Annotated in this window: 8 protein-coding genes; 4 read left to right on the plus strand and 4 right to left on the minus strand. The window is 73.1% G+C overall.

Annotated features, from left to right (window positions below; translation table 11 throughout):
- Window positions 1-421: 421 nt before the first annotated feature.
- Window positions 422-973: a MarR family transcriptional regulator gene (locus tag AB0E07_RS13115; protein ID WP_362249698.1), complete on the minus strand. Its 552-nt coding sequence runs from the start codon at window positions 971-973 to the stop codon at window positions 422-424.
- Window positions 974-1150: 177 nt separating this feature from the next.
- Between AB0E07_RS13115 and AB0E07_RS13120 the strand changes: the two genes are divergently transcribed.
- On the plus strand, window positions 1151-2404 hold the full coding sequence (locus AB0E07_RS13120) for an MFS transporter (protein ID WP_362250249.1): 1254 nt from the start codon (window positions 1151-1153) through the stop codon (window positions 2402-2404).
- 19 nt (window positions 2405-2423) lie between these two features.
- Here AB0E07_RS13120 and AB0E07_RS13125 read toward each other — a convergent pair whose 3' ends face one another.
- A complete protein-coding gene (locus AB0E07_RS13125) occupies window positions 2424-4067 on the minus strand; it encodes a SpoIIE family protein phosphatase (protein ID WP_362249700.1) in 1644 nt (547 codons plus the stop codon).
- Between the two features lie 213 nt (window positions 4068-4280).
- Window positions 4281-5660, minus strand: coding sequence for an NAD(P)/FAD-dependent oxidoreductase (locus tag AB0E07_RS13130; RefSeq protein WP_362250251.1), 1380 nt, complete (start codon window positions 5658-5660; stop codon window positions 4281-4283).
- Between the two features lie 382 nt (window positions 5661-6042).
- Here AB0E07_RS13130 and AB0E07_RS13135 point away from each other — a divergent pair, with 382 nt between their 5' ends.
- Together AB0E07_RS13135 and AB0E07_RS13140 are read left to right on the plus strand one after the other, a co-directional pair.
- Window positions 6043-6864: a TetR family transcriptional regulator gene (locus AB0E07_RS13135; protein ID WP_362249703.1), complete on the plus strand. Its 822-nt coding sequence runs from the start codon at window positions 6043-6045 to the stop codon at window positions 6862-6864.
- Between the two features lie 298 nt (window positions 6865-7162).
- Window positions 7163-9151, plus strand: a complete 1989-nt coding sequence (locus AB0E07_RS13140) for a sigma-70 family RNA polymerase sigma factor (RefSeq protein WP_362249706.1) — start codon at window positions 7163-7165, stop codon at window positions 9149-9151.
- Window positions 9152-9280: 129 nt separating this feature from the next.
- Here AB0E07_RS13140 and AB0E07_RS13145 read toward each other — a convergent pair whose 3' ends face one another.
- A complete protein-coding gene (locus AB0E07_RS13145; protein ID WP_362249709.1) occupies window positions 9281-11380 on the minus strand; it encodes an asparagine synthase-related protein in 2100 nt (699 codons plus the stop codon).
- 694 nt (window positions 11381-12074) lie between these two features.
- Between AB0E07_RS13145 and AB0E07_RS13150 the strand changes: the two genes are divergently transcribed.
- The gene (locus tag AB0E07_RS13150; protein ID WP_362249711.1) at window positions 12075-13499 is read left to right on the plus strand and encodes an MFS transporter; all 1425 of its coding nucleotides are present in this window, start codon (window positions 12075-12077) and stop codon (window positions 13497-13499) included.
- Window positions 13500-13577 lie beyond the last annotated feature (78 nt).

A 13577-nucleotide genomic window follows, 5' to 3' on the forward strand; every position in this document is an offset into this window, starting at 1 on the left:
CTCACCCTCTCGGGCTTTCCTCCGGGCTGCTTCCCTTCGGTCTTGCGTTTCCGACTCTATCAGATCTTTCCGATCCGATTTCCTCGGTGCTTTCCGGCCTTTCGGCCTTCCGGCGGTGTTGACTTTATCAGATCCTTTCGGTGTCTGACTCCCAGTCAACCGGGCTTGTCTTCGCGGCTGTTGGGCCGTTCCGACGTCTCAAACCTTAGCGGATCCTCCCGGCAGTTCCTAATCGGGCTGCCGAGCCCCATTCGAATTGAATTCGGGCACACCGAATTCGCCCCGACTGGGAGATCGTGCTGGTGGTTTGAAGTGCCGCTCAAGCGGCGGAGTGTTGTCGAAGAACCGTTACGGCCCCGCGGCAACCCGAAGAACTCTACAGATCCGGCAGGTGGCCGTCAACCCTCGCCTGTCAAGATCTTTAATCCAGGTCGGTGAGGCGGCCGCCGGCGTCCGGCTGGGCGTGCTCCACCCTGCGCAGCAGGCGGGTGAGGACCTCGCCGAGGGTCGCGCGCTCCTCGGGGGACAGGTCCTGGAGCAGGTCCTCCTCGAAGACGGAGGCGAGGCGCATGGCCTCCATCCACTTCTCCCGGCCCTCGGTCGTCAGCTCCACGATGACGCGGACCCGGTTGGACTCGTCGCGCTCCCGGGTCACCAGCCCCTCGGTGACCATGCGGTCGATCCGGTGGGTCATCGCGGCCGGCGTCAGGCCGAGCCGCTTGGCGAGGTCGCTCGGGCCCAGGCGGTACGGGGCTCCGGAGAGGACGAGGGCCTTCAGGACCTCCCACTCCGTGTTGCTGATGCCGAGCGTGGCGGTCTGGCGGCCGTAGGCGACGTTCATACGGCGGTTCAGCCGGGACAGGGCGGAGACGACCTTCTCGACCTGGGGGTCGAGGTCCTGGAACTCGCGCTGGTAGGCGGCGATCTGCTCTTCGAGTGTCGGCTCGCCGCTGAGGCCGGAGGTATCGCCCATGCGGCGAGTATCGCACGGGGGCAGTTGGCGTCGAAGTCCTTCGATCTGTACTCTTTAGCTTCGAACTTTAGCTTTGAAGTCTTCAGAGCTAACTACTCCGGGATCCGACGAGGGCACGACGACGTCGGATCCCCCTACTTGATTGAGGTGAACGTGACCAGGGCGATGGGCGCAGCGATGCGCCGGATCCACGTGGCCAACGCACTCAGCACGTTCGGGCTCGGTTTCACCGTCCCGTACCTGTACGTCTATGTGGCGCAGGTACGCGGTCTGGGCGCCGTCACCGCGGGTCTCGTACTCGCGGTGTTCGCCGTGGCCGCGCTGATCGTGCTGCCCTTCGCCGGGCGGGCGATCGTGCGGCGCGGGCCGCTTCCGGTGCTGCTCGCCGCTCTGGTCACCGCCGCCCTGGGTGCGCTGAGCCTCGGGCTCGCCGGGAATGCCACGGCCGTGTTGCTGTCGGCCTCCGCGCTGGGTGCGGGTCAGGCCGTGATGCAGCCGGCGCTGGCGACGATGATCGTGGACGTCTCGACGGCGGAGACCCGGTCGCGGGCGTTCGCGACCCAGTTCTTCCTGCAGAACCTCGGGCTCGGTGTCGGCGGTCTCATCGGTGGTCACCTCGTCGACACGTCCCGGGTCTCCTCCTTCACTCTGCTGTTCGCGATCGAGGCGGCGATGTTCCTGCTGCTGGTCGTGGTGATGGCGACGGTGCGGATGCCGCGCGCGCCGCGGATCGAGGGTGCGCCGGCGTCGGCGAGGGGCAGCTGGAAGCAGCTGCTCGGGAACCGGGCGATGGTGCGGCTGTCCGTGCTGGGCTTCGTGCTGTTCTTCGCCTGCTACGGGCAGTTCGAGTCGGGTCTGAGCGCGTACGGCGTGGAGGCCGCCGGGATCTCCACCTCGGCGCTCGGCACGGCGCTGGCCGCGAACACCGCGATGATCGTGGTGGCGCAGTTCGCGGTGCTGCGGTTCGTCGAGCGGCGGCGGCGGTCCCGGGTGATCGCGGCCGTGGGGCTGATCTGGGCCGTGGCGTGGCTGGCCGCCGGGTACGCGGGGCTGGGGCACGGCAGTCAGGAGATGGCGACGGCCGCGTTCATCTCGACGTACGCGCTGTTCGGTCTGGGTGAGGCGATGCTGTCGCCGACGGTCGCGCCGCTGGTGGCGGATCTGGCGCCGAGCGGCATGGCCGGGCAGTACAACTCCGCCTTCGCCCTGGTGAAGCAGCTGGCCCTGGCGGTCGGTCCGGCGGTGGGCGGGCCCATGGGGGCCGCGCTGCACGCGCCGTACATCGTGACGTTCCTGCTGTTCTCCCTGGGGATCACGTATCTGGCGTTGCGGCTGGGGCGTGAGCTGACGCCCGCGCAGGACCATCCGTCGTCGGTGCGGAGCCGTGTGGTGGCGACGGGTGGCGCCGCACCGGCCCCGGCGCACGCCTGAGTCCGCCGCCCCGAGCGGGTCAGGTGCGGGGCAGGGCGAACTCGCACCACACGGCCTTGCCGCCGCCCGGTGTTCTGCGGGAGCCCCAGTTGGTGGCGATGGTCGCGACGATGGCGATGCCGCGGCCGGACTCGTCACCGGGTTCGGCCCGGCGGCGTCTGGGCAGGTGGTCGTCGCCGTCCGTGACCTCGACGATCAGCCGGCGGTCGGTGCGGCGCAGCCGCAGGCGCATCGGCGGGGTGCCGTGCTGGAGGCTGTTGGCGACGAGTTCGCTGGCCGCCAGGACGCCCTGGTCGTGCAGATCGGCCGGGAAGCGCCAGCTGGTCAGCACGCCCGAGGCGAAGGCACGCGCGCGGGGGGCGGCCTCGACGCCGCCCAGCAGTTCCAGGGCCGCGTTGCGGAAGAGTTCGCCGTCGGGGCCGGTGCGGGCCGGGTGCTGGAGGACCAGGACCGCCACGTCGTCGTCGTGGTCGGCGGTGACGCCGGCCGAGCGGACCAGGCGGTCGCAGACGACCTGAGGGGTGCCCGTGGCGCCGGCGAGGGCGCGCTCCAGGGACGCGATGCCCTCGTCGAGGTCCTCGTCGCGGCGCTCGACCAGGCCGTCCGTGTAGAGGACGGCCGTGGAACCGGGGCTCAGGGGGACGGAACCGGACGCGTGCATCCAGCCGCCCGTGCCCAGCGGGGGCCCGGTCGGTTCGTCGGCGCGCAGGACCCTGCCGCTCTCGTCGCGGACGAGGATGGGCAGGTGTCCCGCGGAGGCGTAGACCAGGCGCCCCTCGTTGGGGTCGTGGATGGCGTAGACGCAGGTCGCGATCTGGTTGGCGTCGATCTCGGTGGCGAGGCCGTCCAGCAGTTGCAGGATCTCGTGGGGCGGGAGGTCGAGGCGGGCGTACGCGCGTACTGCGGTGCGGAGCTGGCCCATGACGGCCGCCGCCCGCACGCCCCGGCCCATCACGTCGCCGATGACCAGGGCCGTGCGTCCGCCGCCGAGGGTGATCACGTCGTACCAGTCGCCGCCGACCGCGGCCTCGGTGCCGCCGGGCTGGTAGGTGGCCGCGATGCGCAGGTCGTCGGGCTGTTCGAGCTCCTGGGGGAGCAGCGATCTCTGGAGGGTGACCGCGGTCTCGCGCTGTCGGCGCTCGCTGGCGCGCAGGCGCTCGGCGGCCTCGGCGTGGTCGGTGACGTCCGTGGCGAAGACGAGGACGCCGCCGTCCCCTTCGGCGACCGGGGTGCAGGTGAAGGTGTAGGAGCGGCCGTCGGGGGCCTTGCGGGACTTGACCGTGCGGGGCTTGCCGCTGCGCAGGACCTGGTCGAGGAGCGGCAGCAGGCCCAGCGCGTCCAGTTCGGGGAGGGCGTCGCGGGCCGGTTCGCCGAGCGGGCGGATGCCGAAGGCGGTGGCGTAGGCGTCGTTGACGTAGGCGAGGCGGTGGTGGGTGCCGTGGACGAGGGCGACGAGGGCCGGTACGCCGTCGAGGACTTCGCGTACGGGCAGTTCGTCGAGGGCGGGGACGGGCGGGCCCTCGTCGGTGAGCTGTTCGGCTCTGGCCGCGGGTACGGAGCCCGCGCCCTCCCCGCGCCGCTCCGCGGCGACCGCGTGTTCGGTCCGGGCTGCGGCGCGGCGCTGCGTTCCGGGAAGCCGGGCGCTCCAGCGCGTGAAGTTCACGGATCCTTGCCTCGTGTCGTTGTCTTCGGCCAGCTCCGGACCCGGCCGGGGTCCGGGGGGTGGCGCTCCCCGGGATGCGGAACCGCGGGGACGGCTTCGTGGGTGGGAGGGCGGGCTGCTGCCCGTCCTGGGTCGGGGGTCAGTCTGGCAGTGTGGCGGACCGCGCCGACATCCGTCAGACGCCCGCCGGCTCGGAGGAGTTCCTCGGTCCGGTCAGGACGACCCCTTCGGGTCTTCGTCGGTGTCCTGAGAAGGCTTTCCACCGGCCGCGAGTTCGAACTCCGCTCGGGGATGTTCGAGTGAACCGAGCGAGACGATTTCCCTCTTGAAGAGTCCCGAGAGCGTCCATTCGGCCAGTACGCGGGCCTTGCGGTTGAAGGTGGGGACCCGGCTGAGGTGGTAGACGCGGTGCATGAACCAGGCAGGGTAGCCCTTCAGCCGGCGTCCGTAGACGTGCGCGACACCCTTGTGCAGGCCGAGTGAGGCGACCGAGCCGACGTATCGGTGCGCGTAGGTGCGCAGCGGCTCGCCGCGCAGGGAGTGCGCGATGTTGTCGCCGAGGACCTTGGCCTGCCGCACGGCGTGCTGGGCGTTGGGGGCGGTGTGGGTGCCGGGTCGGTCGGCGGTGACGTCGGGGACGGCGGCGGCGTCTCCCGCGGCCCACGCGTGCGGGGTGCCCTCCACGGCCAGTTCGGCGGTGCATTTGAGCCGGCCGCGTTCGGTGCGCGGGAGGTCGGTGGCGGCGAGCAGCGGGTGGGGTTTGACGCCGGCCGTCCACACGACGGTGCGGGTCGGGAAGCGGGCGCCGTCGCTGAGCACGGCCATCCGGTCGGCGCATGACTCCAGGCGGGTCCGCAGGCGTACGTCGATGTTGCGGCGGCGCAGTTCGGTGACGGTGTAGCGGCCCATCTCCTCGCCGACCTCGGGGAGGATGCGGTCGGAGGCCTCGACGAGGATCCACTTCATGTCCTCGGGGCGGACGTTGTGGTAGTACCGCGTGGCGTAGCGGGCCATGTCCTCCAGCTCGGCGAGCGCCTCGACGCCCGCGTAGCCGCCGCCGACGAAGACGAAGGTGAGGGCCGCGTCGCGGATCGCGGGGTCGCGGGTGGAGGAGGCGATGTCCATCTGTTCGATGACGTGGTTGCGCAGCCCGATGGCCTCTTCCACCGTCTTGAAACCGATGCCGTGCTCGGCGAGTCCGGGCACCGGGAGGGTGCGGGAGACGGAGCCGGGCGCGAGGACGAGTTCGTCGTAGGCGAGCTGTTCGCCGCCGGTGCCCTCCTCCTCGGTGGCGAGGGTGGTCAGGGTCGCGGTGCGTTTGGCGTGGTCGATGGAGCGGACCTCGCCGACGAGGACCCGGCAGCGGTCCAGGACGCGGCGCAGCGGCACCACGACATGGCGGGGGGAGATCGAACCGGCCGCCGCCTCGGGAAGAAACGGCTGATAGGTCATGTAGGGGTCCTGGGTGACGACGGTGACCTCGACTTCTCCGCGTTTTATTTCCGGTTTCAACTTTCGCTGGAGTCGCAGAGCCGTGTACATCCCGACGTAGCCGCCGCCGACAACCAGAATGCGCGCACGTTCCTTCACCATCCCATGACGCACCCGGCGCTTGAGTTTGTCCACAGGCTCGACCATTTGTGTGACCGGACGACATCCAGCCGCATGGTTGGCCGAATTATCGAAGTCCCGGGAATATGCCCAGGTCAAGAGGCATACTCCGGGGGGTCACAGGGGGTGGAATCGGGATGTATACGGCTCGTACGCCGATCGGGGGGCGCTCCGTGCGGAACGTGCCCCTTCTGAATTGACTCCCTCTCAACTATGTTCGTGTGTCGACGGGGTGTAGGGGGATGCGCTCCTCGGGCTCAAAGGGGTCGCGACGGCGGACCCGGGTCCGGGCATGTTCCACCACGCTCCGGCTGTCGAAGGCGGGGAGTCTCCGGGGGGAGACATCATTACCGGGGGAACGCTTATGCATGTTCAGGACTCTCATTGGTCGTCCACGTCGGCCATCGCACCGGTTGGCGGGGCGATGAGCGGAGCGATGGGCGGAGCCATGAACGCGGCGGGGCACGGACGCGGGGACAGCTCGCGCACGACACCGCTGCGGGTGGACGCACAGCGCAATCTGGAGCACGTACTGCGTGCCGCTCGCGAGGTCTTCGGCGAGCTGGGGTACGGCGCGCCGATGGAGGACGTGGCGCGGCGCGCGCGGGTCGGTGTCGGGACGGTGTACCGGCGCTTCCCGAGCAAGGACGTCCTGGTGCGCCGGATAGCCGAGGAGGAGACCTCCCGGCTCACCGAGCAGGCCCGGACGGCGCTCGGGCAGGAGGACGAGCCGTGGTCGGCGCTCTCGCGCTTCCTGCGCACCTCGGTGGCGTCGGGCGCCGGGCGGCTGCTGCCGCCCCAGGTGCTGCGCGTCGGGGTCGCGGAGGAGCACGCGGACGGCGCCGGGTTCGACGAGGCGCGGGTGCCGCAGCAGCGGACCCAGCCGGGCTCGGGCGAACTGCGGCTGGTGGCGGGGGAGATCTCCCCGTCCGGGGCCGCGGGCTCCGGGGCGACCGGTGACCCGGAGGCCGACGACGCGGGGGCCTCGGCGCTGCTGGAGGTCGTGGGCAGGCTGGTCGAGCGGGCGCGGGCGGCGGGTGAGCTGCGGGCAGACGTGTCGGTGGCGGACGTGCTGCTGGTGATCGCGACGGCGGCACCCTCGCTGCCCGACCCGGCCCACCAGGCGGCGGCCTCGGCGAGGCTGCTGGACATCCTGCTGGAGGGGCTTCGCTCGCGGCCGTCCTGACCCGGCGGTCCGCGGTGCGCGGGTGACCCGAAGAGGTGACGCGGGGGTGTGGGTGGCGTACGCGCCCCGCCCCCGTCAACCACCGTGCGCCACTTCGGGCATACCCGGCGGACGACTCAACTGCCGTGCGGCGCAGGACAGTTGATCCTTCCCCGAACGGGTGACTCCTAGTACGGGACCGCACGAAGTCCCCTCGGACGAGTGGAAGGCCGCCGCCGCCGGACGCTGACCAAAAGTCGGTATGGCACTCTGACCCGGTGTTCGGGACTGGTTGGGCTGGCGGCGGGGGCTTTCCGCGATGAGCGTTGACGGGCGGGACGGGTCACTCGGTGACGGTGACGCGGAGGACGGCGGTCCGGCCTCGCCTCAGGTGCCGAACCAGGGCGGCCGCCCCGGACTGCCGCCGGGCTGGACTCCCGCGGGCGGCCACCCGCCGGCCACGGCCTCCGTCCCGGCCCAGGGCGGCGAGCCCGTGGAGGGCAGCGTCCCCGCGCAGCGCGACCGGCACGAGGACGGCGTCCTGCCGCCGCCCCGGGAGCTGCCGCCGTCCGACACCGACCTGATCGGGCGGATGCGCTCCGGCGACGACACGGCCTACGAGGAGCTGTACCGCCGGCACGCCGACGCGGTCCGCCGGTACGCCCGCACCTGCTGCCGCGACGCCCACACCGCCGACGACCTCACCGCGGAGGTCTTCGCCCGCATGCTCCAGGCGGTGCGCGGCGGTTCGGGACCCGAGTACGCCGTACGCGCCTACCTCCTCACCTCCGTCCGACGGGTCGCCGCGACCTGGACGAAGTCGGCGAAGCGGGAGGAACTCGTCGAGGACTTCGCGGTGTTCGCCTCCCAGGCCGTACGGGTCTCCGAGGTCTCCGACAACGACACGCTCGACCTGGGCGCCGACGTACGCGCGATGCACGAGGCCGAGCAGTCGATGGCCATGCAGGCCTTCCGGTCGCTGCCGGAGCGCTGGCAGGCCGTGCTGTGGCACACCGAGGTCGAGGACGAGTCGCCGAGCGAGGTCGCCACGCTGTTCGGGCTCGACGCCAACGGCACCCGCGTGCTGGCCAGCCGGGCCCGCGAGGGGCTGAAGCAGGCCTACCTCCAGGCCCATGTCAGCGCCTCCCTGGCGGGCGACGAGGAGTGCGCCCGGTACGCCGACCGGCTCGGCGCCTACGCCCGCGGCGGGCTGCGTACCCGGGCCGAGCGCGGGCTGCGCAAGCACCTGGAGGAGTGCGCGAAGTGCCGGCTGGCCGCCGGGCAGATCAAGGAGGTCGCCAGCGGCATCCCCGGCGTCGTACCGGTCGCGGTCATCGGCTGGTTCGGTGCCGCCGGGTACGCCAAGGTGGCCGCGCTCGTCGCGGGCGGCACCGGGGCGGGTGCGGCGGGTGTCGCGGGGGCCGCGGCCGCGGCGGGCGGCTCCTCGTCGGGGGCCGGAGCCGGTGGCGGCGCGGCGGCCTCGGAAGGGCTGGGCGCGCCGGTGAAGGCCGGTATCGCCGCCGGTGTGGTCGCGGTCGCCGCCGCCGCGGTGGCGCTCGCCCTCGTCGGCGACAGCGATCCGACGGCCAGGCCGGACGCCAAGCCGCCGGTCTCCTCCCCCGCCCCCGTGGTCGAGGAGGCCCCGACCGCGAAGCCCCCGAAGAAGCAGCCGCAGCCGCTCCCGCCCGCCCTGGCCCCCGACCAGGCACCGCCCTCCACGCCCACCCCCACGCCGTCCCGCGCCGCCGACCCGACGCCCACCCCGACCCCGACACCGACCCCCACGCCGAAGCCGAAGCCGAGCCCCACCCCGACCCCCACCCCGACGCCGACACCCACTCCCACTCCCACTCCCACTCCGCCGCCCCCGGCCCCGGCCGACTACCAGTGGAGCGAGCTGTCGTACGACGTGGGCGGCGACGGCACCGAGCCCGAGATGCGGCTCGGCGAGAGCAGCTGGGTGTGGCAGCGCTACGGCGTCTCGATCGCCGGGACGCGGTACGCGCACGGGGTCACCGTGCACGGCCGGTCCTCGGTCACCGTCGACCTCAACCGGGAGTGCACCGCGTACCGGGCCGTCGTCGGCGTCGACGACATGATGCTGGGCCTGGGCAAGGTCTCGTTCTCGGTGTACGCCGACGGGGTGCGGCTGTGGCGGTCCGGGACGGTCGAGGGCGGCGATCCGGCGGTGCCGGTCTCGGTGGACCTCACCGGGCGCGAAACCGTACGGCTGGTGGTCGAGCCGCACAGCCACTTCGACGACCTGACCCTCGCGGACTGGGCGGAGTCGCGGTTCACCTGCTCGTAGGAGCGGGCCGTCGACGCGGGCCGTCGACGCGGGCCGTCGCTGCGGGCCGTCGCTGCGGGCGGCGGATCCCGGGGCGCGCCCGGTCGCCGCGGGGCGGGAATTCGTCCACAGCCTGTGGACGGGGCGCGGCTACGCGCGCTGGGCGCCCGCTCCCGCGCCGAGCGCTCCGCGCTGCGGGGTGATCCCGGCGGGTACGGCACGCGCGCGGGCCGGGGTTCCGGTCCAGCAGGTGCCGCGGCGGGCCAGCAGCCGGGAGAGCCAGAGTTCGAGGGAGACGAGGTCGGCCAGGCCGTCCAGCGGGAGGGGCTCGCCCTCGGCGGCGGAGCGGAGCGCCTTGCGCACCACCCGGGCCTCCACCAGTCCGGCCTGGGCCAGCAGGGGTGTGCCGAACAGGGTCATCAGGTCGTCCGCCGCGACCCGCAGTCCGGTGCGGGCGGCCACCGCGGCCGGGGCGTGCGAGGGGGCGCCCCAGCCGGCCGGGAGGTCGGCCACACCGGAGCCCTCCAGAACCGTGCGCAGGATCGCGGCGCGGGCGCCGGGCTGGACGCGCAGTGCCTCGGGCAGCGCGCGGCAGGCGCGGACGACCTGGTTGTCGAGGAAGGGCGCGTGCAGCCGCTGGAAGCGGATCTCGGCGGCCTGCTCCAGCACGCGCAGGTCCGCGGCGTGCCGGGCGAGCGAGGCACGCGCGCGGTAGTCGCCGGGCCGCTGCCCCGGGCCGACCCCGGAACGGTTCGTGGCACCGTGCAGGCGAACCGATACTTCAGCCAGTGCCTCCCCCGTCAGCCAGCGCGCGGCGGGCCCGGGTCTCGCCCAGGTGAGGGCCGCCAGCGACGCCCCCACGGCACCTCCGGGTTCGTCGAACCGCCGGTGCAGCAGGCGGTCGGCCAGCGCCTCCAGACCGGTGCGGTAGGGGGTGCGGGCCAGCTTGCGGGCCGCGCCGTACACCCGGGCGGGGACCATCACCGAGCCGTCGGCCCTGGCGAGCGCGGCGACCGGCCGCACCAGGTGCCGGCGCTTGCGGTCCATCAGCAGGTCGGTCAGCCGGGCCGGATGGGCGTCGAGGACCTGGCGGGCGCCGTGGCCGGTGAAGTGGTCCGCGCTGCCCGCCGCGAGCCGCGCCCGGTGCCGGGCCGCCGTCACCAGGGACGGGCCGGGCTCGTCGGTGAGCGGTCCGTCGAGGTCGGCGTACGGGAGGGTCTCCTCGTGCCCGGTGACGACCACGTGGTGCAGGCGCGGGTTGGCCGCGAGGGCGCCCGCCCGTTGCAGCTCGGACTCCCGGCCGCCGGTGGCCAGGTCGTTGAAGGTGACCGCCAGCAGCCGCTCGCCCGCGCCGGTGCCGTGGCCCAGCACGGTGCCCGGCATGCCCGGCAGACCGGCGGCGAGCAGGGCGAGGGTCGCGGACGCGGGGCCCCCGGAGAGGTCCGCGCCGATCCCGGGCACGGGCATCCCGCGCGCGGCGCGCCGTTCGGCGGGGCCCATGCCGGGGACCGGCCCGGGGTCGATGTCGGTGCCGGGCACGTGCCGGGGCGCGGAGAGCCGGGCCCGTACCGCCTCCACGAGGGCGTCGCGCACGGCGTCCACCGCGCTGTCCGGGTCGGCCGGGGGCGCCGCCACCGCGAGGGAGGCGACCGGCTCGTACCCGGCGATCTCCCGTGCCCCGGCGCGCAGGATCAGGGCGTGCCCCGGAGGGACGCGCCGTACGCCGTCGTAGGGGGTGGAGTCGTCCAGGGCCGCGGGGACGTCCGGGGCGGCGAGCAGGGCCGCCAGGTGGCCGAAGTCGAGGTTGGCCTCGATGAGGTCGGCGAGCGGCAGCGCGGCGGTCGCGTAGGCGGTGCCGCCGGCCCAGGGGGTGTGGAACACGGGCCGGGCGCCCGCGAGGTCGCCGCAGACCATCACCCGGCGCCCGACCTGGACCACGGCCGTGTAGCTGCCGGGCCAGGCCGTCAGGTGGCGCAGCGCGCCGCCCCTCGCGGCGAACAGTCCGACCCGCAGTTGCTCGTCGCTCGCCCCGCAGATACCGAGGACGGCGATGCGGGTCTGTGCGTCGGCCTGCACCACGCGCACTTCGTCGGGGCGCCAGTCCCCGACCGCCCAGAGCGGATCGGGGTCGCCCCACAGGAGTTGGGACCCGACCGGGTGCACGGTCTCGCCGTCGGGTCCGGTGGCCCCCGCCGAGCCGATGGCGGCGGCTCCCGCGGCGGCGCTGCTCCATCCCACCAACCACCGCATGGACGCCTCCACAGCCTGTGGACAACCGGTGCTCCGCACCAACCGGATCCCCATGCTGCCATGAAGGAGGCGTGCCGGAGGTGCGGTGACACCGCCTGAGATCTGCGAAACGCGCCGCCGTGCGCGCCCCGCCGGGGCGTCAACACCCGTGCGGGCAACGGCGAAAGCCCGGCCGTGGCGACTCGAATGCGCCCCCGGTTCACTCCCCGAGAACGCCTTTCGCGCCCTCAACTTCCGTGGTGGGAGCGGCAATCACTCATAAAAGGCGGGGTCGATTTTCAGCCAAATCGGCGTAACGGAGACAGGCGTGACCACGCTCCGTACAGGCGCTGCGCACCACTTGGCGGGTGCGCAGTCCGGGAGGCGGCACTCGCCCCCCGGACCGTTCCGCCGCCCGCGGGGATGGAGGCGGCGGTGTCCCCCAGCCCACTGGATCCAGTACAGCGGGCCGACCCACGCACGATCCATGGAACCGCTCCCCCCGTGGCCGGAGAAGAGCGCACGCACGGGCGCACGGCCACACAGCGGGGGCACGTCGGCAACCGTCCGTACCTGACCCGTACTTCAGTACGGACCACAATCCCGCCATCCGGAAGAATGCCCCTTAACGCTTGGGATGCGGCGAACTACGCTGGGTTTACGAATGCCGCGTGGTTATGCCAGCGCGGCAGCCGTCTGTGTCGAGGGGTGGCGCATGTCCAGGGAGCAACGCGGGCCGAACGAAAAGCTCGGCGCCGTTCTCGCCCTCGCGGGAATCAGCAACGCAGGACTCGCGCGTCGCGTCAACGACCTTGGCGCTCAACGCGGGTTGACACTTCGCTACGACAAGACCTCGGTGGCGCGCTGGGTGTCGAAGGGGATGGTGCCGCAGGGCGCGGCGCCGCACCTCATCGCCGCCGCCATCGGCCAGAAGCTCGGCCGCCCGGTGCCGCTCCACGAGATCGGCCTGGCCGACGCGGACCCGGCGCCGGAGGTGGGCCTGGCCTTCCCCCGGGACGTCGGGCAGGCGGTGCGGTCGGCCACCGACCTGTACCGGCTCGACCTCGCCGGCCGGCGGGCCGGCGCCGGCGGCATCTGGCAGTCGCTCGCCGGTTCGTTCGCAGTGAGCGCATACGCAACGCCCGCCTCGCGGTGGCTGATAACCCCGGCCGACAGTTCGGTGGCGCGTGAGGTGAACCCCGCCGAGGGGTCCGGCGCACCGTCCAAAGTCGGCCACAGCGATGTGCAGAAACTGCGGGAGGCCGCCGAGGACGCCCGGCGCTGGGACTCCAAGTACGGCGGCGGGGACTGGCGTTCGTCGATGGTGCCGGAGTGCCTGCGGGTGGAGGCGGCGCCACTGCTGCTCGGCTCGTACTCCGACGAAGTGGGCCGCGCGCTGTTCGGGGCGAGCGCCGAACTGACCCGGCTGGCCGGGTGGATGGCCTTCGACACCGGGCAGCAGGAGGCCGCGCAGCGGTACTACATCCAGGCCCTGCGGCTGTCCCGGGCCGCGGCGGACGTGCCGCTCGGCGGCTACGTCCTGGCGTCGATGTCGCTCCAGGCGACGTACCGGGGCTTCGGCGACGAGGGTGTCGACCTCGCGCAGGCCGCGCTGGAGCGCAACCGGGGGCTGGCCACCGCGCGCACCATGAGCTTCTTCCGGCTCGTCGAGGCACGCGCGCACGCGCGCGCCGGGGACGCGCAGGCCGCCGGCGCCGCGCTGAAGGCGGCGGAGGGATGGCTGGAGCGCTCCCGCGAGGGCGACCAGGACCCGTCCTGGCTCGGCTTCTACTCCTACGACCGGTTCTGCGCGGACGCCGCCGAGTGCTACCGCGACCTGAAGGCGCCGCGTCAGGTGCGCCGGTTCACCGAGCAGGCGCTGTCGAAGCCGACGGAGGAGTTCGTGCGCTCGCACGGGCTCAGGCTGGTCGTCTCGGCGGTGGCCGAGCTGGAGTCGGGCAACCTCGACGCGGCGTGCGAGCAGGGCGTGCGGGCGGTGGAGGTGGCGGGCCGGATCTCCTCGGCGCGCACCACCGAGTACGTGAAGGATCTGCTGCACCGCTTGGAGCCGTACGGGGACGAGCCGCGCGTGGTGGAGCTGCGGGAACGGGCCCGGCCGCTGCTGATGACTCCCGCCTGAGCGGAGAAGGCCGGCCGACGGGGTGTGCCTCCGGGGTTTGAGGGCACTGTCAGTGGCGCAGTGCACTATCGGAGGCGG

Source organism: Streptomyces sp. NPDC048002 (assembly GCF_040653275.1).
GTDB lineage: Bacteria > Actinomycetota > Actinomycetes > Streptomycetales > Streptomycetaceae > Streptomyces.

Excerpts from the sequence above, each read along its gene's own strand:
- AB0E07_RS13140 (WP_362249706.1), top strand. The coding sequence starts at position 7,163 with ATGAGCGTTGACGGGCGGGACGGGTCACTCGGTGACGGTGACGCGGAG.
- AB0E07_RS13135 (WP_362249703.1), top strand. The coding sequence starts at position 6,043 with ATGCATGTTCAGGACTCTCATTGGTCGTCCACGTCGGCCATCGCACCG.
- AB0E07_RS13115 (WP_362249698.1), bottom strand. The coding sequence starts at position 973 with ATGGGCGATACCTCCGGCCTCAGCGGCGAGCCGACACTCGAAGAGCAG.
- AB0E07_RS13120 (WP_362250249.1), top strand. The coding sequence starts at position 1,151 with ATGCGCCGGATCCACGTGGCCAACGCACTCAGCACGTTCGGGCTCGGT.
- AB0E07_RS13145 (WP_362249709.1), bottom strand. The coding sequence starts at position 11,380 with ATGCGGTGGTTGGTGGGATGGAGCAGCGCCGCCGCGGGAGCCGCCGCC.
- AB0E07_RS13130 (WP_362250251.1), bottom strand. The coding sequence starts at position 5,660 with ATGGTGAAGGAACGTGCGCGCATTCTGGTTGTCGGCGGCGGCTACGTC.
- AB0E07_RS13150 (WP_362249711.1), top strand. The coding sequence starts at position 12,075 with ATGTCCAGGGAGCAACGCGGGCCGAACGAAAAGCTCGGCGCCGTTCTC.